The organism is Halopiger djelfimassiliensis (genome assembly GCF_000455365.1).
GTDB classification, from domain to species: Archaea; Halobacteriota; Halobacteria; order Halobacteriales; family Natrialbaceae; genus Halopiger_B; species Halopiger_B djelfimassiliensis.
Genome location: NZ_HG315685.1, coordinates 865,131 through 885,764, shown reverse-complemented (window position 1 = coordinate 885,764; position 20,634 = coordinate 865,131). Strand labels below are relative to the sequence as shown.

Below are 20,634 nucleotides of genomic sequence, written 5' to 3'. Positions count from 1 at the left end.
CGGCCCGGTCAGGCGTCGTCCCGAGCTGCCGACTCGTTTGCTTCGTCCGATTCGGTTCCGCGTTGGTCTTCCCGCTCGGCCGCGGCCTCCTCGAGAACCGGCTCGACGTGCATGGCGATCGTCTCGGGCTCGAGGACGCGGTTTTCCTTCCAGCGCTCCCGTCCGTCCGCGTCGATCGCGACGAGGACTGGGTAGCCGACGACCCGGTAGTTCGCTTTGACGTTCGAGCCTCGATCGAAGCCGACGTACCCGTTCCCGCCGTGGGTTCGCCACCACTCCCGGAGTTCGTCCTCGGGTTGGCGGTGTGTGATTCCGACGACGGTCAGTCGGTCACCGTACTCCTCGCGGAGACGTTTCCGCGCTTCGGCGAGCTTCGGCACCAGTGCCTGACACAGGCCACAGGACGGTTCGAAGAACATCGCGAGGATCACGCCGTCGTTCGGGACGGGGATCGTCCGCTCGTCGCTGCCACGTGCGTCGATCGTCTCGAAGACCATCCGGTCGTCGGTGTCGGTGCCGGCATCCGCAGCCGGTGTCGTCGGCTCGTCGCCGATCGTCGGCAGTCCCTTCCAGACGATACCGCCGGCACCGCCGAGCACGCCGATGCTTGCGACGGCGGCACCGAGTTCGCGCCGCTTCATCGCGGCGTCACCTCCGGGCTCCCGTCCGTGCCGATCGCCCGCCCGGTCCGATACCCGGACGTCGACCGGGTCGAATCGGCCGAGACGGTGCTCGTTACGATTCGACCGCGTGTCGGAGCGCGAGCCGGACGACTGGTCATACGTGATAGTACGCGTGACCGACCAAGGAACCATTGGTTCGACCGCCGAATCGACCCCAACGACGGGTCGACGACGCCGGTTCGAACGCCGGACGCGAATCATCTCACGATCCGTGACCGTTCGCCGATTCCGCTCGTCGAACTCCGGGCCCGGCGGGAACGGTTCGTGGGCAACGACGAACGTCCAAGTCGCCGCCGACCGTACGGTCGTCCGTGAACGACGATCGCAAGCGGTGGAACGAGAAGTACAGCGACCCGAACTTCGAGTTCCCCGACGATCCCATTCCGGAACTCGAGCGCCGGACCTCGAGTCTGCCGGACGGGCGCGCGCTCGACGTTGCGACCGGAACCGGACGCAACGCCGTCTTCCTCGCCGAACACGGCTACGACGTCGAGGCGGTCGACGTCTCCGACGAGGCACTCGCACGCGCCCGCCAACGGGCCGACGAGCGCGGCGTCGACGTGGACTGGATCCGGGCCGATCTAGCCGAGTTCGACCTCGAGCCGGACACGTACGACCTGATCACGGTGAGTTTCTTCGCGGCGCTCGAGCACCTGCCGGATCTCAAGGCGGCGCTGTCGCCCGGCGGCGTGCTCGTGTACGAACACCACCTCCGCTCGAGCGACCCGGTCACGGTCGGCCCCTCGAGCGACCGGTACCGGTATCGATCGAACGATCTCCTGCGGGCGTGTCTGGACCTGACGGTGTTGGTGTACGAGGAACGGCGGCGACCGCTGGCCGATGGGACGGCCGCGGTCGCGACGCTCGTCGCGCGCAATTCGCACGGTGGGACACAATCCTACCCCGCAGTGGCCGAGGGAACCGACGGCTCGCGGTAATGGTCTCGGCCTACGTGGCCGAGTCGGAGCGCCCGCGGAGCCGGCCGGTTCGTTTCGTGCCAACGCCTGCTCAGTTTTTGCGGATTCTCAACAGATATAAGTTATATTAGTGTAATGTTCGGATTGGAATCAATATTCCGACGGCCGGATCGAACGCGAACACGACGGGCAGCGCTCGAGGCGGTCGAAATCAACGGGATACGACGAAATGAGTGGATACGACGGACGGGCACGAACAGGAGGGACGCATCGTCGACATCGGCCGCGGCTGGAGCACGCGGCCGGCGTCGAGACCGATAACTGGGACAGGGTGGAAACCAGGCCCTGGAACGGCCGATGAGCAGCGACCTCGAGACCGACGAACGGGTGCAGGGTGACCACGATCGGGGGATTTCGCTCCCGCAGTGTCCCAACTGCGGCAGACCGGTCACCATCGTGACGACCATCGGTCCGACCGAAGGCGTCGCGACGCCGTGTGGCTGTCACGTTCCGCCGACGCTCTTTCGGGACGAGTAACTGGACGCGTGGAAGCCGGCGGCGGATCTCTGGGTCCCCGTCCGGGGGCTCTGGCTCCGTTACGGAGTTCATGTCCTGTTCTGGGACTGAAAGAGGACTACGAGGGGGAGTTCGTCGAGTATCTCCACGGACTTTCTGGCCGTGAGCATCGATCCGGACGCCTCGAGCGGGGGTCGGTCGGAGAGGCTATCGCCACCGGCAGGCAGCGCCGTCGGTCAGGTTCGCGGCGTCGATGTGTGCGGCGAGACAGGCGTAGTTACAGAAGGGATCGAGGCGGTCGCGGTCGCCCGTTCGGTCCTCGGTCACGTACACGGCGTCGTGATCGGTGACGTCGCGCCCGCAGTAAGTACACGCGGTGCCCATATTTGTCGTCCGTGGCGGCGACGGATACGTTCGTTCCCCGCCGGAGCCGGCCGTTCGAATCGCTCCTCGAGCGGTCGACATCCGACGAAGCCCGGGCGGCCAACCTCCGACGGGACTTGAGCGCGTAACGGCGGAGACAGTCCTCGAGCGGCCCGCGTTCGTCGCTCCGCCGGGTTCAATACCTCTCCGATAGCAGTAGATATAAGGCAATTCATGATAACAATCAGAACGGAAGTCGCGCTCCACTGGGGGCGTACGCAAAGGCCCCGGGTGTTAAGGGCACCCGAGACGCGGCTTCCAAACCATGCCGGCTTGAAAGCATGATTACGTACATTCTGACGGGATATAAACATCCCGCAAGCGAGCCGTACCGCAGTCTTCGAGTAGCTACGGCGTTTCTCGCGGACCGTCGCGTCCGGTGGTCGCGGTGGGTCTAGCCGAAATCTTCGACGAGTTGGGCATCGACTACGACGACGACGACGTGCCTGACGTCTCGTCGCTGCCCACCTGTCCCCGCTGTGGCGGCCCCGTCGTGCGGGTCACCGCCACCGGCCCGCTCGAGGCGACCGCCGCGCCCTGTGGCTGTCGGGTGTCGCCCGGCCTGCTCGACGACGAGGAAGCCCCTGACTCGAGGGGGCCGCACGGTCCCGACCTCGGGCCGTAGCGGCCCGTAAACGCGGCTCGAGGCCGAGGACTCCGGCGTCGGTCAGGATGCGAAATAGGTGGCGTCTTCGTCCAGACGTTCCGGTGTCGCTGTGTTTTTCACGTTTTGGCACCTTTCGTTGACTACTCGTGACCAGTCTACTCGTTACCGGACTCGCGGGGGCCGTCTTCGGACTCGCCCTCGCCGCACCGCCGGGGCCGATGAACGCCCTCATCGCCGAGGAGAGCGTCGTCCGCGGCTGGGGAGCCGGCTTCCGGGCCGGGCTCGGAGCCATGCTCGCAGACGTTCTCTATTTCCTGCTCACGCTGGGTGGCGTCGTCGCCGTGATCGATCGCTACCCCGCCGTCAGACCCGCGCTCTATCTCGCGGGAGGCCTCCTCATGCTGTACTTCGCCGTCGGCGCTGTCAAGGAGGCGAGAGCCGCCCGCTCGTTCACCGACGGCGGCAACGACACCTCCAAGGGCTTTCGCCGGACGTTCGTCCTCTCGGTGACCAACCCCTACCAGATCGGCTTCTGGCTCACCGTCGGCGTCGGCCTCCTCCAGCCCGGCAACCTCGACGTCTTCGCCCACGTCCCGGCCATCGACGACGTCCTCGCTGGCACGCTGGTCGTCCAGACCGGCTCGCCGTCGCTCCTGATCGGCTTCTTCGCCGGCATCGTCGTCTGGGTTATCGCCTATCCCCTCGCACTGGACGCCGCGGGCCGCCGAGTCGACGCCTTCGCGCCCGCGGTCGCCGCCCTCAGCGCCGTCGTGCTGGCCGGCTTCGGCCTGCTCTTTCTCGCCGTCGGCACGCTCCGGTTCGTCTGACCCGCTTACTCGCGCAGCCGCGTCTCGAGCCGTTCGAGTCGCCGTTCCGTCGGCGGGTGGGTCCCGAGGAGACGCCGGAAGACGAACCGCTTGGTGCGATCGAAGAACCGCCGTTCGTCCCACGGCGGCGGCACGATCGAGAAGGCCACGGCCGACCCCGAGACGGTCCGGAGGTCCGCCCCCGGGCGCTCGGCGGTATCCGGCGCGAGCGTCTCGAGCGCGCTCGCCAGCGCGGCCGGCGTGCCGGTGATGGCGACGGCCCCGTCGTCGGCGGCGTACTCCCTCGCGCGGGCCACGAACGCGGCACAGAGGCGGCTCGTCGCGATCACGACGTGGCCGGGAAACGCCATGAACGGGTTTCGCTCGTGGCGCGCGATCGTCTCGCGGGCGCTCGCGGCGGGAAACGAAAGGAGCGTCAGCACCGCCGCGTCCCGGTTGCCGAGGTGGGCGAGTTCGTGTGCTACCACGGCGTCGAGTTCCCGGTCGTCGAGGCGCTCGAGCAGCCCGCTCGAGAGGACGATCGTCGACGCTGCCGGCCGATACCCGACCGTTGCGGCCACGGGGGTCCGCGCGTCGGTCAGCCGAACGTCGGGGGCGGGGACGTCGGCCCGCGCGGCGAGTCGCCGGACGCGGTCCGTGAGGTCAGCTCGACCGGCGGCATCGAGGTCGACCCACGGGCCGAACTCGTCCTCGAGTTCGCGCAACACCGCGGCGTCGTCGAACTCCGAGCGGGCGGTCCGACCGTGGTGGACGCCGACCGTACCCAGCGAGCACGTCGCCGCGAACCCGAAAACGACCTGTCGCGGCTCGAGGCCGCCCGCCGCGATGGCCGCGAAGACGCCACCGCCGACCGCCGCGGCCGCCGCGACCGCGAGCGCGATCGATCGCGGCGTTATCCCGGCCTCGAGTCGGCCGACCCGGCGGCCCAGTTCCTCGGCGACGTCCGGCTCGCGGGGCCGCTCGTTCTGCTCCGGCGGCCACGCCGCGTCGAGTTCGGTGACGAACCACCACCCGAGGTAGACGAGCGCGAGCGCGACGAGGGCGAACCGGACGGCGGGCGACGACGGCAACGGGAACATCGATGCGGTGACCATCGACGCGAGAAGGAGAACCCGTAACTTCACCTCTCGAAGCTCCGTGCCGTCGGAATCGGATGCCGCCCGGACGGCGCGGGCGAGCCACCACGCGACGCCGCTCGCGGCGGGGACGAGGAGGCTCGCGAGCGCGACCGCCAGCGGTCGACTCGTCCCGATGGTCTCGAGGCCCGCGGCCGTGTAGGACACCGCTCCGTAGACGATGACGCCGATCACGAGCGCCTCGAGCGCGACGAGCGCGCTCGTCACGAGCAGCAAGGCGAAACACGCGACCGTCATCCGGCCCCACAGGCACAGTCGAAGCCGGCGCGAACGGCGTGTCGGACCCGTCATCGTCGGACGAGACTCACGGGCGAACGGTAATACTGACGGACCCGGCCGCGAGCAACGCGGTACGGGGCCGCCGGCCGGACGCGATCACCGTCGATCGTCCGCATCCGCGTCCCCGGCGCGGTCCGTATCCGGTGATCGGTCGGACCGCTCGGTCGGATCGAACGCCGACGATGAATCGTCGTCGCTCGAGTCGTCGACCCAGTCGGGTGAGTCGTTCCACGTGCTCGGTCCGTTCCAGGTCGGGGAGTCGTCGCTCTCGGTTCCGTGTACCGATCCGTTCGAGTGACCGCTTGCGTCGGGAACGTCGTCTCGTCCGTTACCTGCAGTGCCGATCGACTCGCGGGGCGGTCCTCGAGATCGGCGGTCGCCTGCGCTGTCGTCGGCCCGCACCGCAGCACGCTGGTCGGGAATGACATCGAGCGACGGATCGGTATCGCCCAGCAGCAATAGCGCGTAGTAGCGCACGTAGCTCCGGGCGGGAGCCTTGAAGATCGCGACCACGTACTGGTAGACGAGATACCCGAGGACGCCGATCCCGTACGCGACGTACGCGAGATCGGGATCGACCGCCGAAAGCAGGACCAGCAAAAGGACGAACAGGACGAGGCCGAACAGCGTGACGAAGAACCCGACGATCGCGAACGCCACCCAGAGACAGAGCCCGATCAGCCACGCCACGAGGAGATACCCGAGAAACCCGGACCAGTTCGACCGCATCGCGGCCGCGACCCGCCGCCAGGCACCGATCGGTCCCCGGTCCTCGAGCACCATGACGGGGACGGCAAACGCCGTCGTCAGGGTCGAGACGATCCATAGCCCGACGAACGAAACGAACGCGGAACCGCCGATCAGCGCCACGTGACCGACCGACAGTTCGTCGGTAGTGGCGACGTCACCGCCGTAGAACACGCCCACGACCGGAATGGCGATTGCGACGAACAATCCGAGCCACAGGCCGGCACGAAACAACAGCAGCCACAGGGCTTGACGAAGGTTCGCCCGGGCGTACCGCCGGAGGTGCATCGCCTCAGATCGCAGCGATTCGACGAAGATGAACTCGAGTAACGCGGCGAAATACCTGATGCCGGCGTACATGCCGACCGCCGCTGCGACGAGGAGTGCGAGCCAGATCTCCGGGACGGCATCGAGCGCGTCCGTCACCTGCTGGGGTTCGGCGCTGAACAACTGATTGGTGATCCCGAGACCACCGATGAAGAGGACGACGAACGCGAGCTTGAGCCAGCCGGAAACGCCGAGCGAGCCGAGATATCGTTTCGTTACCGAGAGGGCGTCGGTCAGATTATCGGCGGCATACATGTTAGTGTTGTAAGGTTTGTGGAGATAAAACGATTCTGATACGCACCGCTCGAAACCCCGTTCGATCCGCGTAACGGGGTGGTGTCGGTACTCTGAAACCGCCGCGATCGTCTCTCGTCTCGATCCCGAAGCCGCGGCTACGCGTCGCGTCTCCGTTCGACGAAAACCGGTTCGAGGTCCGTCGTGGCCCGGATCAGTCGCCCATCGCCGCGATCTCGTCTTCCAGCCACTCGCTGAACCACTTCACGCGCTTGAGCCGCTGGTGGGCGATGCTCTCGGCGGTATCGCTCTGGACCCGCGAAGCGGCGTCGTAGCCGCGCTCGAGCACGCGCTCGACCATCTCGTCGGCGTCCATGTGCGAGCGGGCCTCGTATCCCATCCGCAACAGCATCAACGCGGTGCCGTTGGCCCCGACCTTGTCCAGCAGGTCGGCCTCGATCAGACACTGGGTCTCGAGCGCCAGATCGGTCAGATCGCCCTGATAGGAGTGGTGTTCGATGGCGCGACACACCTGGTGGATGAACGATTCGGGGTAATCCGCGCGCGATTCGAGGTACTCGCGGGCGACTCGAGCGCCGGCCTCGGCGTGGAGTTCCTGATCGGTCTCGAGCTTGGCGACGTCATGAAAGAGGGCGGCGACGCGGGTGACATCGACGTCTGCACCCTCGTTGCGGGCGATCTCCGCGGCGAGTTCGACGACGTTGAGGATGTGGTTGTGCCGGTATTCGGCGGAGTGCCACGGATACCAGCGCATGCGACCACCCTCCTCTTCTTTCTCGACGCTGGCCGAGAGGTACTCGAAGACGAAGCCTTTCATCTCCTCGAACTCGGCGTCGGTTACTCTGGTCTCTTTTATTTCGACGCCCACGATAGATCCCTCCGCAATAGACGAACGATAGTCATTGATTGAATGTTCGGTCGTTTCGCTCTTTAGCCTTTGGTTCGTGACGGTTTCGGACAGCTGTGACAGTCACGATCGGAGACGAATCACCAGCGGGCGACGGCTCGACGTCGATGTACCGATCTCGACGACTCGTTCGTTCGACCGAACGGACCGATTCCGAAAGTCTGTAATCGAATCTCCCCGTCGGTGGTCGGCGGCTGTCCCGAGTCGCGGCCGATTCTCCCCCTCGAGACGGATGTTGATGTTAGCAACCACCAATAGTTATATTAGTCTATTCGTTAATGGATTGTTATGTAGTCAACCGATGTGAAATACCAGCCCGAAAATACGAACACAGGGGATGAGGACACCACACCGCCGTGTGGGGGAAACAGGAGACATGAGAACTACCAATGAGACAGACAAGAGAACGACTTACGGCCGCCCTGCTCTCGCTACTGCTTGCGCTGTCGCTCGTCGCGATTGCTGGAAGCGGGTTGGCAGGAAGCGCGGCTGCAGCCGAACGTATCGACGACCGATCACTCGACACGGAGGCCGCTGAGACGACGATCGACCCCGCTCTCGAGGAGGCCGACGGTACCGAGGAGGTGTATATACTCCTCGATCAGTACGACGGAACGCTCAGCGACGATCGCGAGCGGGCGATCGAGCAGCTTAAATCTCACGCCGAATCGTCACAGACGACCGCTCGAACGGACCTCGATACCCTCGGCGGCGTCGAGGTGCTCAACACCTACTGGATCACGAACGCGATCCGTGCGGAGGTCGATACGACCGCCGTCACTACGTCGGAACTGGCGTCGATCGACGGCGTTCGATCGATCACGGTGAAACCGGAGTATCGCGTTCCGGACGTGTCCGAACAGCCGGCCGCAACGGCTGACGGGGACGAGTTTACCTACGGTCTCGAACAGATGAACGCCACCGAGACGTGGGAGGACTTCGACGCCACCGGCGAGGACGTCAAAGTCGCCGTCCTCGATACCGGATTCGATGTGGATCACCCCGACCTCGATCTCTATACCGAGGACGAGGACGATCCGACCTACCCCGGCGGGTGGGTCGAAATCGGCCCGGACGGTGAGCCGGTCGAGGGCTCCGAACCGCACGATACCCAATCGCACGGGACGCACGTCGGCGGCACGATCGGCGCGGCCGCTCCCGAAGACAACGAGACGCCGACCTACGGCGTTGCCCCGGACGTCGACCTCCAGCACGCGCTCGTGTTGCCGGGCGGTTCGAGCGCCGAATCCGACAGTATTGCCGGGTTCGAGTACGTCGTCGAGGAGATGGACTCCGACGTCGTCAGCATGAGCTTCGGCGCGGGCTGTGGACTCTTCGGACCGGCGTACGAAGACGCCTGGATCCCCGCGATCCAGAACGCGAACGACATGGGCGTCGTCGCGGTCACCTCGGCGGGCAACTCCGGCGAGGGCTGTGTCGGTTCGCCCGGGAACATCTACGACTCGTTCAGCATCGGTGCCTCGAACGAGACGGGCGGCATTGCCGAGTTCTCGAGCGGCGATACGATCGAGGCCGACAACTGGGACGAACCCGATCCCGAGTGGCCCGACGAGTGGGTCAAACCGGACGTCGCCGCACCGGGCGCTGACGTTCTGAGTTCGGTTCCCGGCGGCGGATACGAGAAGTACTCGGGGACGTCGATGGCGGCCCCGCATACGTCGGGTGCCATCGCGCTCATGCTCTCGGCGAACGACGACATCTCCCACGAGGAGATCGAAACCACCCTCGAGGAGACCGCCTGGAAACCGGACGATGCCCCCGATGAAAAGGACGTGCGGTACGGACACGGCATCATCGACGTCCACGCGGCCGTCGACGAGATCGGTGGGGCAACCCTCGAGTACGATCTCGGCGACGTCGATCAGGACGAATCGATCACCGTCCAGGACGTCCAGCTGATGCAGCAGTACCTCCAGAACATGGAGCCGGAGTCGTTCAACGAGGACCTCGGTGACCTGAACCGCGACGGATCGGTCACGCGGACCGACCTGAACCTGCTCCAGCAGAAGGTTCAGGGGACACTCGCCGAAGGCGAGATCGACGTGACCGATCTCGAGGTCCCCGACAACGTCACCGAGGGCGAGACGCTGACGGTGACGGCGGATCTCACGAACCTCGGCGACGAGGGAGCAGTCCAGCGAATCGAACTCTACCTGAACGACGATGCGGACGAACTGGGCGACGGCGAACCGGTCGACACGGAGATCGTCGACATGGCCGCAGCCGGCGTCGACGACCCGGTCGACCGTCCGTCCGAAACGACGATCACGTTCGAACACGCCATCGACGACCTCGCCAGCGGGGACTACGCCGTCGCCGTCTCCACCGACGACCACGAGGCGACCGACGAGTTCACCTACCTGTCTTCGCAGTTCGAGGTCTCGGCCCTCGAGGCCCCCGCCGAAGTCGACAAGGGCGAGACGGTTACCGTCAACGCGACCATCGAAAACGCGGGTAACCTCGAGGACACCCAAACCGTCGAGTACCGCTTCGACGACCTCGACGAGACGCTGTCGGAGGAGTCAGTGACGATCGAACCCGGCGCGGAAACGACCGTCTCGTTCGAGGCCGACACCGATGACGTCTCCGAAGGCACCTACGAACACGGCGTTTTCACCGAGGACGACGACGAAATCGCCGAGATCACGGTCCTCGAAGCGTTCTTCGACGTCGAGATCACCGACGCGCCGGAGCACCTCGAGCCCGGTGTGGAGTACAACGTCACCGCCGCGGTCGAGAACACCGGTGACGCATCGGACACGCAACCGGTGACGTACGACGTCGTCCGGGAGAAAACCGACGTCGCGGTCGTCGACGGCGGACTCGACGAGGACTCGCTTCGAGCGGCGCTGGACGAACGTGACATCGAGGGCGACCTGGACGAGTTCACCAAGAACATCGATAATACGACCGAGACCCTGCAGGACGAACTCGACGATACCTACGCGGTGAGTTCGCTCGATGCGGACGAACTGCTCGACTCGGTCGACGAGTACGACGTCTTCGTGGTCAACGACTTCGGGGACGCCGACGTCGAGGCGTTCCTCGAGGCACTCGAGGACGATCAGGGCGTCGTCTTCCTCGAGAACTGGGCCAGTAACTCGGATGCAGTAAGCGACCGCTCGGCCGCGACCGATGATCCCGAATCCGTCGACTCCAGCTACAGCGGGCTGGATTCGGTCGAACTCGAGATCACCGACGACCACGGCCTCTTCGACGGCGTCGCGGCGGAAGGCGAGAGGATCGAAGTTCACGACGGCCTCTTTGCCGACCGCGCCTGGTTCGATGGCTACAGCGGGGACGCGATCGCTGATGTCGGCACCGACGAGACCGACGGGCCTGCAGTCGGGGTCGGCGACGACCACGTCTTGCTCGCCTCGTTCGGCCGAACGCCGTTCGTTCCGGACTCCGTCTTCACTGACGACGCGAACACGATCCTCGGGAACGCAGTGGAGTACGCAAGCGAGAGCCACGAAGCGAGCGCCGAGAGTACGGCGGAGGACGTCTCGCTCGAGCCCGGCGAGTCGGCCTCCGTCGAGTTCTCGGCCACGCTCGACGATCTCGATCCCGCACTCGAATGGGTCCACGCGGTCGAAAGCGACGACGACGCGGCACACGCGCCGCTTGCCGTCGGCGAACAGACCCAGTCGGGGACGATAAGCGGACAGGTGACTGCAAGCGATGACGGCGAACCCGTCGAGGATGCCACGATCGTCGCCGAGAACGGCGACGGTGAGGTCTACGAGGCTACGACCGACGCCGACGGGGCCTACGCGATCGCGGGCGTCCCCGCTGGCTCGTACGTCGTCAACGTCGACGAGACGCCGCCGGGCTACGAACCCGAAGAGATCGTGACCGTCGACGCCGGTGAGCACGTCGAGGGCGTCGACTTCGTGGTCGACCGGACGGCCGGTTCGATCGACGGTTACGTCACGAACGCCGCCGGCGTTCCGATCGAGGGCGCAACCGTCGTCGACGCCGACGGCGATGCCTTCTCGGTGATGACCGACGAGAACGGCTACTACGAGGTCGACGACCTCGAGCCCGGATCGTACGCGCTCCGTGCGATCGAGGACGGGTACGACGATTCGAACATCGAGTTCGTCGACGTCGAGTCCGGCGCGACGACGACGGCGAACCTCACGCTCGGCACCTACTTCGAAGTGAGCGACCTCGAGGCACCCGAGACCGCAACCCTCGGGGAGGAAATCACGATCAACGCGACGATCACCAACACCGGCGACAAGACCGACACTCGAACGGTCTTTTACTTCCCGCCGGGCACCGACTTCGGCTCGGACGTCCTCGAATCCCAGCCTGAACTCTCGGAGACGGTCACTCTCGATGGCGGCGAGTCCACGACCGTCGAGTTCACCTACGAGATCCCCGAAAGCGACGAGCCGGGCGAGTACGAACACGGGATCTCCGCCGACGAGGTCGAGTCGACGATGATTACGCTCGAGGAGGCCGACGATCCCGAGCCCGCGTACTTCGCCGTCAGCGACGTCGACGGCCCGGCCACCGCTAACGCGGGCGATGAGATCACGGTCGACGCGACGATCACCAACACCGGCGACGAGGCCGACGAACAGGACGTCTTCCTCTTCTGGAACGTAACGACGGCGGAGCTGGACGAAGTGACACACCGTGAACGGATCGACACCGACTCGGTGGCGACGGTCGCACTCGAGGGCGGCGAGTCCGAGGTCGTCTCGCTGACCCACGAGATCGACGCCGACACCGAGCCGGGAACCTACCAGTACTCCGTGTCGACGCTGCAGGAGATGGCCGACGGAGAGATCACCGTCGAAGCAGCCGGCGAAGAGACGATCAAGCCGGTCGACGCGGACACTGACACGCAGGCGACCGCCTGAACGCGGAGCCGACGATCGACTCGGGAGTCGATCCACCCGATTTTCCCGTTATTTTCATGGTCACGTCGGCCGAGAGCGCTCGCCGTCCCGTCTCGAGTGGGAAAGTGACCGGCCGGCCGAGCGAGCGGACTGCCACGCCGTGATTTTCAATAACTTCCGTTAAAGTCAAACAGACGGCCCGGGAAGGAAGGGGTATGAGCAGCGATCAGGAAGGTGAGTCGAAGTCGATCCGGTGTCTCGTCGCAAAAGTGGGACTCGACGGCCACGACCGTGGGGCACACGTCATCACACGGGCGTTCCGGGACGCCGGCTTCGAAGTCATCTACTCCGGCCTTCACAAGGCACCCGAAGAGATCGTCCAAGCGACGGTTCAGGAGGACGTCGATGTCCTCGGGATATCCATCCTCTCGGGCGCACACGACACGCTCGTCCCGAAGATCATGGACGGGCTGGAGGAGTACGGTGCCAAGGAGGACACGCTCGTACTCGTCGGCGGCGTTATTCCCGAGGAAGACCGTGACGAACTCAAAGACGAAGGGGTCGCGGCGATTTTCGGTCCCGGGACGTCGATCGAGGAGACGATCGATTTCGTCCGCGAAAACGCACCGGAGCGATGAACGAACGCGACGAATCGCTGCTCGAGGACCTGCTCGTGGGGAAACACCGTGCCCTCGCCCGCGTCATCTCGAAGATCGAGAACCGGTCGCCGGGGTACAGGGAGCTAGTCTCGGAGCTGTATGCTCACACGGGCGACGCCGACGTGATCGGCATCACCGGCAGCCCCGGTGCCGGCAAGTCGACGCTGGTCGATAAACTCGCCGAGACCTACCGCGAACGCGGCGACACCGTCGGGATTATCGCGATCGATCCGTCCTCGCCGTTTACGGGCGGGGCCGTTCTCGGCGATCGAATCCGGATGGCGTCGACGATCGGCGATATGGACGTCTTCGTCCGGTCGATGAGCGCGCGTGGCACCCTCGGTGGACTCTCGACTGCGACGGCTGATGCAGTCAAGGCGATGGACGCGTTCGGCAAGGACAAGATCATCATCGAGACCGTCGGGGCGGGACAAAACGAGATCGACATCGTCCGAACTGCGGATACCGTTGCCGTTCTCGTCCCGCCGGGATCGGGCGATTCCGTCCAGACGCTGAAGGCCGGCATCCTCGAGATCGCCGACGTCTTCGTCGTCAACAAGGCCGACCGACCCGGGGCCGATCGGACCGTACAGGAGCTTCGGGACATGATCGAGCTCGGGGACGGAGGCGGGTTCTCCGGCCCCAGTGCCGGACACCACGGCGCTGACGCGATCGCCGATTCGGACGACCTCGACTGGGGCGACGAGAGCAACGAGGAGGCCGAACCCGACTGGACTCCGCCCATCGTCGAAACCGTCGCCACCAGCGGCGATGGCGTCGACGAACTCATCGACGAACTCGCATCCCACCAGTCGTATCTCGTCGACTCCGGGACACGCGCGGAGAAGGCTCGCCAGCGCTACGCCGAGGAGATCCGAACCCTGCTTCGTGAGGACGTTCACGCCTTGCTCGAGGACGAACTCGCACGGGTCGGCGGCGTCGACGATCTCGCGGACGCGGTCCGGCATGGCGAGACGGATCCGTACACCATCGCCGACGAAATGCTGGCCCCCGTCGAGACCTGCCTCGAGGAACTCGAGGCCGACGAACCAGACGAGTAGCCCGCTTCGGAGAGCGCTGCTCCCGGGTCGTTGCTCGCGGAGTCACCGCAGCCGGCAACACACGTATGGCACTGAGTGACATAGTTTCTGGTATGGCAACCGACGATTCACCTTCCGAACGGCCGGGCGCGCTTCTCACCGACACGGAGTGTGCGGCGCTTCACGAGGTAGAGCTCGGTCTCGAGTGGCTCCAACGGGCACAGGGCTGTCTGCTCGAGTTCCACCACGCGACGGGGCACGGGATGGACCACCTCCGGGAAGCCGAAACGCGCCTGCGAGAGAGCGGTCACGACGAGCTTGCGGATTCGATCCGTGACGACCTGTTGCCCCACGGCGTCGTCGACGAGGATCGCTGGTCCTACGACGTCCTCGAGAACTTTCAGGAGACGCTGCTTGCCGAGACGACGGGCGTCGAACGTCGCGTTCGCGACGAACTGGCCGACGGGAAGCGACACGTTCCGGAACGCCGGCAGGAACGGGCGTGGAAACGTCGGGCCGGCAGGGACTGAGCGAGAGGTGATAGAAAGTCGGTTCAGTCGTCGTTGCGGACGAACGTCACCGGACAGGGTGCCGACAGCAACACTTCCTGGGCCGTCGAACCGAAGACGGCCTTCCCGGTCGGCGATCGGCGGCGGCCGCCGACGACGACCCGGTCGGCGTCGACGTCGGTTGCGAGGTCGACGATCGTCGGCCCGTGATCGCCGACGGCACCGCAGACCTCGTACTCGACGCCGTGTTCTTCGAGGACCGCTCGCAGGTCCATGATCGTCGAGTGACGCGTCGCGACGTCGTCGGGATCGACCGCCTCGACGGCCTCGTCGAACTCCAGTCGTGTGACGACTTCGTCGTACTCGGACTGGGTAAACACGTGTGCGAGGACGACGGTTGCGCCGGCCGGTTCGGCGACTTCGACGACCGTTTCGGCCAACTCGTCACTGCGGTCGGCGTCGCCGGGACCGACCGCGAGCAAGACGTTGTCCAGTGTCATATATCGACTATGACGGCCGATCTACTTAAACGCCTGACTCCACGCCCCAGTATCGGCCACGTACTGGATGGAGCGTCACTCTCGCCCGGCTCCGGGTGATTTTTCCATCCAGTCGCCGACGACGACGTATGGACGGACCCGATCTGTCGAATCAGACCGTTCTCGTCACGGGCAGCGCGAAAGGCGTCGGCCGTCGACTCCTGTTAGCAACGGCCGACTGTGGTGCGAAGACGGCCGTCCACTATCACACGAGCGCCGACGCGGCCCGTGAGGTCGCCGACGCGGCCCGCGAGCGCGGTGCCGCCGAGGCGATGACGATTCAGGGCGACGTCACCGATCCCGAAAGCGTCGACGGCCTGTTCGCCGCGGTCGAGTCCGAACTCGGTTCGGTCGACGTCCTCGTGAACAACGTCGGCGACTTCGCGCCCGCTCACTGGGCCGACATCGAGTTCGAAACCTGGAACCGCGTCCTCGAGACGAACCTCAACGGTACCTACCTCTGTTCGAAGCGGGCGCTGCCGGCGATGCGCGGGAACGGGTACGGCCGCATCGTCAACATCGGCTACGCCTCCGCCGAGAAAGGGCTGGTAAACCCCACGAACTTCCCCTACTTCGTCGCGAAGGCTGGCGTAGTGATGTTCACGCGGATGCTCGCCGCGGATACACAGGACGACGGAATCACAGTCAACGCGATCTCACCGTACGTCGTCGAGAACTCCGACGAGTTCCCGGACGAACTGCCCCGCGATCGGCCCGCGAACTTCGCGGATCTGGTCCAGCCGCTGTACTTCTTCCTCGACCCCGACAGCGGGTACGTCAGCGGCGAGAATATCGAAGTCGACGGCGGCTGGTTGCCCGAACACGTATGATCACCCGTCCATCGGTGTGTCCGACTGAGATCACTCCCACCCATCCGAAACCCGCTGTACGACTCCCATGACGGACGCGACACACGGTATCGATCGATCCCGGCTTTGCGATGCCGTCCTCGTGCTGATCGACTTCCAGCAGGGGTTCGACGATCCGTCCTGGGGGACTCGGAACAACCCCGACGCCGAGACGCGGGCGGCGGCCCTGCTCGAGTGCTGGCGAGACCGGGGTCGGCCGGTCGTCCACGTCCGCCACGATTCCACGGTGCCCGACTCGCCGCTTCGAAGCGACGAACCCGGCTTCGCGTTCAAGCCGGCACTAACCCCACTCGAGGACGAGCCGACGATGGTGAAATCGGTAAACAGCGCGTTCGTGGGAACGGACCTCGAAGGGTGGCTTCGCGATCGGGGCTACGGGACGATCGTTCTCGCGGGACTGACGACCGACCACTGCGTCTCGACGAGTACTCGAATGGCCGAGAACCTAGGGTTCGAGCCGATCGTCGTCGCCGATGCGACTGCGACGTTCGACCGGACGCTCGAGGGCGGGATCCGCGAGGCGACCGCGTTCGACGCGGAGACGGTCCACCACACTGCGCTGGCCCACCTCGAGGGCGAGTTCGCGACGGTGACGACGACCAACGCGGTTCTCGACCGCTCCGGGTGAGACCGCGGGCCGACCGCGACTCAGACGAACGCAAGCGGCACCATCACCGCCACGCCGACGACGAGGCCGGTCAGGAGTTCCGGTTTCCCCCCGCGTGGCAGTCCGTCGCCGATCTCGAGCGCCTCCGGGATGAACTCCGAGAGGACAAGATAGATCATCGCACCGGCGGCGAAGCCGAAGCCGTAGGGGAGAAACTCCCGGGCGTAGCGGACGAACGCGAACGCGAGAACCGCACCGATCGGCTGTGGCAGACTCGAGAAAACGGCCCACCAGACCAGTTTCCAGTCGGCGACACCCATCGAGGTCAGCGGAATCGAGATCGCGGTCCCCTCCGGAACGTTGTGGATCGAAATCGCGACCGTCATGAAAATCGCCAACACCGGAATCGTCGTTCCGAGCACTGCGGTGCCGCCCTCGAGTCCGAGATCGGCAAAGGAGACGCCGATGGCCACGCCCTCGGGGAAACTGTGAACGGTCAAGATGCCGAGGATGAGCACGAGCTTCTTGAAATCGGCCGCCTCGTACTGTCGGGGATCGATGTCGGCGTCCATCAACAGGTCGTGGGCGACGACGACGAGCGCGACTCCGGCCAGCAATCCGACCGCGATCTCGAACGGCGTTCCCTCGGCCAGCCCTTCCTCGACGAGTCCGAAGATCGACGCCGAGAGCATGATCCCCGACGAAAGGCCCCAGAGGACCACGTTTCGCCGATCACTGATCCCGTCGAAGAAGAAAAACGGCAGAGCGCCGAGTCCGGTCGCAAGCGCCGTGATCAGGCCGGCGACGAACACGACCGCGAGGTTCTCCAGCAGTGCCATCCTCCGAATGAAGGAGCCGGATCCCTAAATCGACGGGGGAGAGAAGTCACTGGTCGGCCCGTCGACTCCGCGACTGCTCGAGCACCGTAGCCGGAACGATCGGTACCGTAAACAGTTGCCGGTTAGTAACTGACGTATGTCGCTGTGGAGATCACGCCGCACCGGCTACTACCTCGGGCTGGTTGCCGTGACGACCGTCTTTTTCACGTTCGTGTACAACTACGGGATGACGACGTGGGAGGCTCGACCCCAGCCGCTCTTTCGGTCCCTCGAGGTCGTCTTTCAGACGTATACGACGACCGGATACGGGGAAGACGCACCGTGGCAGACCCCGCAGATGAACCTCCTGATGATCGGGATGCAACTCACCGGGATCGGGTTGATCCTCACCGCAGCCGACGTGTTCGCGGTCCCGTGGCTCCGGGAGACGCTGTCCCCGTCGCCGCCCACGACGGCTGACGTAACCGATCACGTCATCATCTGTGAGTACACGCCACGTGGTGAATCGTTCATCGCCGAACTCGAGTCGCGTGGACGGGAGTACGTCGTCATCGAATCCGACCGTGAGACGGCGATCGACCTCCACGAGAACGACTACCGGGTCATCCACGGCGACCCGGAGTCGATGACGGTTCTCGAGAACGCAGGGATTGAAGCGGCGACGGCGGTCGTCGCGGACGCGGCCGACGACAGCAACGCGAGCATCGTCCTCTCGGCACGGGAAGCGAACCCGGAGACGAAGGTGGTCACGCTCGTCGAAGACGAGCGATTCGAGAAATACCACCGAATCGCGGGGGCCGACGACGTGCTGTCGCCCCGCCAGTTACTCGGTGAGAGCCTCGCCCACCGGGTACCGACGGCCGTCACGACCGTCGTCGACGACGGCATCGAGATCGGAACCGACCTGGAACTGGTCGAACTCTCGATCGATGAGGGGAGCGAACTCCGCGGGCGATCGCTCACCGACGTCGCGCTGCGTGACCGGTTCGGCATCGACGTGATCGGCATCTGGATTGACGGCGAGTTCGAGACGCCGGTCTCCCCCGATCGGAAGCTGCAGGAGGGGCGGCGGTTACTCGTCGCCGGCGAACCGGATCGGATCGATGCGCTACGATCGGCGGCAACGTCGACAGTCGAGCCGTTTTCGACCCAACACGTTCTGATCGCGGGGTACGGCGAGGCGGGCACGACGGCTGCGGATGCGCTCGCCGAGACCAACTCCCGGACGACCGTCGTCGACCACGAGGACAAGCCGGGGGTCGATGTCGTCGGGGACGCTCGCGAACCCGCCACGTTCCGTGAGGCCGGCGTCGACGACGCGACGGCAGTGGTCGTTACTCTCGACGACGATACGACCGCGATCTTCACAACGCTTGTCGTCCACGATCTGAACCCGGACGTCGACGTTATCGTGCGGGCGAACGATCCCGAGAGCGTCCCGAAACTGTATCGAGCGGGTGCCGATTACGTTCAGTCGCTTGCGGCCGTCAGCGGACGGATGATGGCATCGACCGTCTTCGAGGACGAAACGGTACTCGCAGTCGACAGACGGATCGACGTCGTCAGACTACCGGTCGGTCGACTCGCGGGACGAACCCTCGTCGAAGCCGACGTCCGCGAACGAACGCAGTGTACCGTCCTCGCCGTCGTCAGAGACGACGAGACGATTACGGAGCTCGATCCGACGACCTTTACGTTCGAGGCCGACGACGAGGTCATCCTCGTCGGAACCGACGAGAGCGTCCGGGCGTTCGAGACGGCGTACCTGAAGTGACGCCCCTCGCGTGCTGGCTGTGGGTCCTCGCTATCGGCCGATTCCGAGCCTCGAACCGAACTCGAGACCGAATTGCTGTCTCGCAAAGCGGGCGAGCAACGGGGCGTCCTCGAACCGGAGCAGTTTCGCGATGGCACGGAGATCGCCGCGGTTTGCCTTCGACAGCGTCTCGTCGTCGAGACGGTTCAGGTCCCGCATGAGCCGATCGTACCGATCGTTCTCCGCGAGATAGAGCAGTTTCGTCATCCGCAGCCGGTTATCGACGTTCGGCGCGACTTCGCGGTGCCAGAGCGTCTCGTAGACCTCGAGGTTCTCCGCCGTCGGCTCGAGATCGCCGTGTTTGAGACAGCTGTCGGCCGCGGCCGCGGCCATCCGGCCCGACTGCATACACTTGTTGATCCCTTCGCCCCACAGCGGATCGACAGTCGGAACGGTGTCGCCGATCGCCATGAACCGGTCGGTGTGCATCCGCCCGGGGGGCTGGATGTGGGCCGATCCCCGGTGTTGTTTTCCCTCGATTCGGGTGGCGTTTCGGAACCGCGGATCGGTCTCGAGCCAGTGGTTCAGGTAGTCGTCGATACTGAAGTCGTCTCGAGCGTAGCGTTGATGGCTGCCGTTCTGGATGTAACAGAGCCCGACCTTGGCCGTGTCCTCGCCCGTATGGAAGATCCAAGAGTAGCCGCCGGGTGCGATCTCGTGATCGAGTCGGAGCATCATCGCATCCCGGAGGTCGGCGAAGCCGGGCCGGTCGACGTCGATCCCCTCGAACTCGTACTCGATGCCGATCGCGTGGTTTTGACGCTCGAGGTCGACGACGCCGAGTTTCTTCGCCAGCGGTGCGGCCGGTCCCGTCGCATCGACGACGATCTCGCCGTAGACCGCCTCGTCGCCATTGTAGGTGACACCGACGATCTCGCCGTTTTCCATGATGGGGGCGGTAACGCGCGCGTCGAATCGATACTCCGCGCCCTCGTCGCGACCGTCGCTCACGAGGTAGCGTTTGAAGTCCGCGAACTCGAGGACGGCACCGGGCTGTTCACGGACGTAGTAGTCGGTCGGCGACTCCAGCACGACGCTGTCGGTGTACTGCATCACCACGTCGTCGGGAACGCCGAAGGCGGACATCATCGACGGGAACGTCCCCGCAGTCGACTTGTTACTCTGGCGGGGGAACTCGTCTTCGGCTTCGGTCTCGAGGACCACGACGTCGTAGTCCCTGCGGGCGAGGTCGCGAGCACACTGCGCACCGGCTGGCCCAGCACCGGCGATCACTACGTCGTAGCTGTCGTTCATGCAGTCA

The 20,634-nt window shown here is 65.3% G+C and carries 19 protein-coding genes; 11 read left to right on the top strand and 8 right to left on the bottom strand.

Going from position 1 to position 20,634, the window contains the following annotated elements; translation table 11 throughout:
• Positions 1 to 8: 8 nt before the first annotated feature.
• Complete coding sequence (locus tag TX80_RS10160; RefSeq protein WP_049922985.1) at positions 9 to 641, bottom strand: TlpA family protein disulfide reductase; 633 nt, start codon at positions 639 to 641, stop codon at positions 9 to 11.
• A 353-nt stretch (positions 642 to 994) separates the two neighbouring features.
• Between TX80_RS10160 and TX80_RS10150 the strand changes: the two genes are divergently transcribed.
• Both TX80_RS10150 and TX80_RS10145 read left to right on the top strand, forming a co-directional pair.
• Positions 995 to 1,621: a class I SAM-dependent methyltransferase gene (locus tag TX80_RS10150; protein ID WP_049922983.1), complete on the top strand. Its 627-nt coding sequence runs from the start codon at positions 995 to 997 to the stop codon at positions 1,619 to 1,621.
• Between the two features lie 336 nt (positions 1,622 to 1,957).
• Positions 1,958 to 2,137, top strand: a complete 180-nt coding sequence (locus TX80_RS10145) for a hypothetical protein (protein WP_049922982.1) — start codon at positions 1,958 to 1,960, stop codon at positions 2,135 to 2,137.
• A gap of 186 nt (positions 2,138 to 2,323) precedes the next feature.
• Here TX80_RS10145 and TX80_RS19405 read toward each other — a convergent pair whose 3' ends face one another.
• Positions 2,324 to 2,500: a hypothetical protein gene (locus TX80_RS19405; protein ID WP_195893062.1), complete on the bottom strand. Its 177-nt coding sequence runs from the start codon at positions 2,498 to 2,500 to the stop codon at positions 2,324 to 2,326.
• Between the two features lie 427 nt (positions 2,501 to 2,927).
• On the opposite strand from TX80_RS19405, the gene TX80_RS10140 reads away from it, so the two are divergent.
• Together TX80_RS10140 and TX80_RS10135 are read left to right on the top strand one after the other, a co-directional pair.
• Positions 2,928 to 3,164 (top strand): hypothetical protein, encoded by a 237-nt coding sequence (locus TX80_RS10140; protein WP_230198706.1) that lies wholly within the window; start codon positions 2,928 to 2,930, stop codon positions 3,162 to 3,164.
• Between the two features lie 128 nt (positions 3,165 to 3,292).
• Positions 3,293 to 3,973, top strand: coding sequence for a LysE family translocator (locus TX80_RS10135; protein ID WP_049922981.1), 681 nt, complete (start codon positions 3,293 to 3,295; stop codon positions 3,971 to 3,973).
• 5 nt (positions 3,974 to 3,978) lie between these two features.
• Here TX80_RS10135 and TX80_RS10130 read toward each other — a convergent pair whose 3' ends face one another.
• The 3 genes from TX80_RS10130 to TX80_RS10120 form a co-directional block, all read right to left on the bottom strand.
• Positions 3,979 to 5,346, bottom strand: a complete 1,368-nt coding sequence (locus TX80_RS10130) for a M48 family metallopeptidase (RefSeq protein WP_049922980.1) — start codon at positions 5,344 to 5,346, stop codon at positions 3,979 to 3,981.
• A gap of 138 nt (positions 5,347 to 5,484) precedes the next feature.
• Positions 5,485 to 6,717 carry a DUF7544 domain-containing protein gene (locus TX80_RS10125; RefSeq protein ID WP_049922979.1) on the bottom strand — a complete coding sequence of 411 codons (1,233 nt, stop codon included), beginning with the start codon at positions 6,715 to 6,717 and terminating at the stop codon, positions 5,485 to 5,487.
• A gap of 193 nt (positions 6,718 to 6,910) precedes the next feature.
• Positions 6,911 to 7,585, bottom strand: coding sequence for an HD domain-containing protein (locus TX80_RS10120; protein WP_049922978.1), 675 nt, complete (start codon positions 7,583 to 7,585; stop codon positions 6,911 to 6,913).
• Between the two features lie 428 nt (positions 7,586 to 8,013).
• Between TX80_RS10120 and TX80_RS10115 the strand changes: the two genes are divergently transcribed.
• The 4 genes from TX80_RS10115 (at position 8,014) to TX80_RS10100 (ending at position 14,727) form a co-directional block, all read left to right on the top strand.
• Complete coding sequence (locus tag TX80_RS10115) at positions 8,014 to 12,519, top strand: S8 family serine peptidase (protein ID WP_049922977.1); 4,506 nt, start codon at positions 8,014 to 8,016, stop codon at positions 12,517 to 12,519.
• Positions 12,520 to 12,713: 194 nt separating this feature from the next.
• Complete coding sequence (locus TX80_RS10110; protein WP_049922976.1) at positions 12,714 to 13,136, top strand: cobalamin B12-binding domain-containing protein; 423 nt, start codon at positions 12,714 to 12,716, stop codon at positions 13,134 to 13,136.
• Positions 13,133 to 14,218, top strand: coding sequence for a methylmalonyl Co-A mutase-associated GTPase MeaB (gene meaB / locus TX80_RS10105; RefSeq protein WP_049922975.1), 1,086 nt, complete (start codon positions 13,133 to 13,135; stop codon positions 14,216 to 14,218). Before TX80_RS10110 ends, meaB begins: the two co-directional genes overlap by 4 nt.
• A gap of 92 nt (positions 14,219 to 14,310) precedes the next feature.
• Positions 14,311 to 14,727 (top strand): hypothetical protein, encoded by a 417-nt coding sequence (locus TX80_RS10100; protein WP_049922974.1) that lies wholly within the window; start codon positions 14,311 to 14,313, stop codon positions 14,725 to 14,727.
• Between the two features lie 23 nt (positions 14,728 to 14,750).
• Here the strand turns inward: TX80_RS10100 and TX80_RS10095 are convergent, their stop codons facing one another.
• Complete coding sequence (locus TX80_RS10095; protein ID WP_049922973.1) at positions 14,751 to 15,206, bottom strand: universal stress protein; 456 nt, start codon at positions 15,204 to 15,206, stop codon at positions 14,751 to 14,753.
• A gap of 128 nt (positions 15,207 to 15,334) precedes the next feature.
• Between TX80_RS10095 and TX80_RS10090 the strand changes: the two genes are divergently transcribed.
• Entirely contained in the window at positions 15,335 to 16,075 is a 741-nt protein-coding gene (locus TX80_RS10090; RefSeq protein WP_049922972.1) for an SDR family NAD(P)-dependent oxidoreductase, read from the top strand.
• A 67-nt stretch (positions 16,076 to 16,142) separates the two neighbouring features.
• The gene (locus tag TX80_RS10085; RefSeq protein ID WP_049922971.1) at positions 16,143 to 16,742 is read left to right on the top strand and encodes a cysteine hydrolase family protein; all 600 of its coding nucleotides are present in this window, start codon (positions 16,143 to 16,145) and stop codon (positions 16,740 to 16,742) included.
• 20 nt (positions 16,743 to 16,762) lie between these two features.
• On the opposite strand, the gene TX80_RS10080 is transcribed toward TX80_RS10085, so the two are convergent.
• Positions 16,763 to 17,560: a ZIP family metal transporter gene (locus TX80_RS10080; protein WP_049922970.1), complete on the bottom strand. Its 798-nt coding sequence runs from the start codon at positions 17,558 to 17,560 to the stop codon at positions 16,763 to 16,765.
• A 136-nt stretch (positions 17,561 to 17,696) separates the two neighbouring features.
• Between TX80_RS10080 and TX80_RS10075 the strand changes: the two genes are divergently transcribed.
• Entirely contained in the window at positions 17,697 to 19,334 is a 1,638-nt protein-coding gene (locus TX80_RS10075) for a potassium channel family protein (protein ID WP_049922969.1), read from the top strand.
• A 30-nt stretch (positions 19,335 to 19,364) separates the two neighbouring features.
• Here TX80_RS10075 and TX80_RS10070 read toward each other — a convergent pair whose 3' ends face one another.
• The gene (locus TX80_RS10070) at positions 19,365 to 20,627 is read right to left on the bottom strand and encodes a digeranylgeranylglycerophospholipid reductase (protein WP_049922968.1); all 1,263 of its coding nucleotides are present in this window, start codon (positions 20,625 to 20,627) and stop codon (positions 19,365 to 19,367) included.
• Positions 20,628 to 20,634: the final 7 nt, after the last annotated feature.

Coding starts and splice junctions, on each gene's coding strand:
- TX80_RS10115 (WP_049922977.1), top strand. CDS start 8,014: ATGAGACAGACAAGAGAACGACTTACGGCCGCCCTGCTCTCGCTACTG.
- TX80_RS10080 (WP_049922970.1), bottom strand. CDS start 17,560: ATGGCACTGCTGGAGAACCTCGCGGTCGTGTTCGTCGCCGGCCTGATC.
- TX80_RS10145 (WP_049922982.1), top strand. CDS start 1,958: ATGAGCAGCGACCTCGAGACCGACGAACGGGTGCAGGGTGACCACGAT.
- TX80_RS10125 (WP_049922979.1), bottom strand. CDS start 6,717: ATGTATGCCGCCGATAATCTGACCGACGCCCTCTCGGTAACGAAACGA.
- TX80_RS10100 (WP_049922974.1), top strand. CDS start 14,311: ATGGCAACCGACGATTCACCTTCCGAACGGCCGGGCGCGCTTCTCACC.
- TX80_RS10160 (WP_049922985.1), bottom strand. CDS start 641: ATGAAGCGGCGCGAACTCGGTGCCGCCGTCGCAAGCATCGGCGTGCTC.
- TX80_RS10095 (WP_049922973.1), bottom strand. CDS start 15,206: ATGACACTGGACAACGTCTTGCTCGCGGTCGGTCCCGGCGACGCCGAC.
- TX80_RS10075 (WP_049922969.1), top strand. CDS start 17,697: ATGTCGCTGTGGAGATCACGCCGCACCGGCTACTACCTCGGGCTGGTT.
- TX80_RS19405 (WP_195893062.1), bottom strand. CDS start 2,500: ATGGGCACCGCGTGTACTTACTGCGGGCGCGACGTCACCGATCACGAC.
- meaB (WP_049922975.1), top strand. CDS start 13,133: ATGAACGAACGCGACGAATCGCTGCTCGAGGACCTGCTCGTGGGGAAA.
- TX80_RS10130 (WP_049922980.1), bottom strand. CDS start 5,346: ATGACGGTCGCGTGTTTCGCCTTGCTGCTCGTGACGAGCGCGCTCGTC.
- TX80_RS10110 (WP_049922976.1), top strand. CDS start 12,714: ATGAGCAGCGATCAGGAAGGTGAGTCGAAGTCGATCCGGTGTCTCGTC.
- TX80_RS10085 (WP_049922971.1), top strand. CDS start 16,143: ATGACGGACGCGACACACGGTATCGATCGATCCCGGCTTTGCGATGCC.
- TX80_RS10070 (WP_049922968.1), bottom strand. CDS start 20,627: ATGAACGACAGCTACGACGTAGTGATCGCCGGTGCTGGGCCAGCCGGT.
- TX80_RS10090 (WP_049922972.1), top strand. CDS start 15,335: ATGGACGGACCCGATCTGTCGAATCAGACCGTTCTCGTCACGGGCAGC.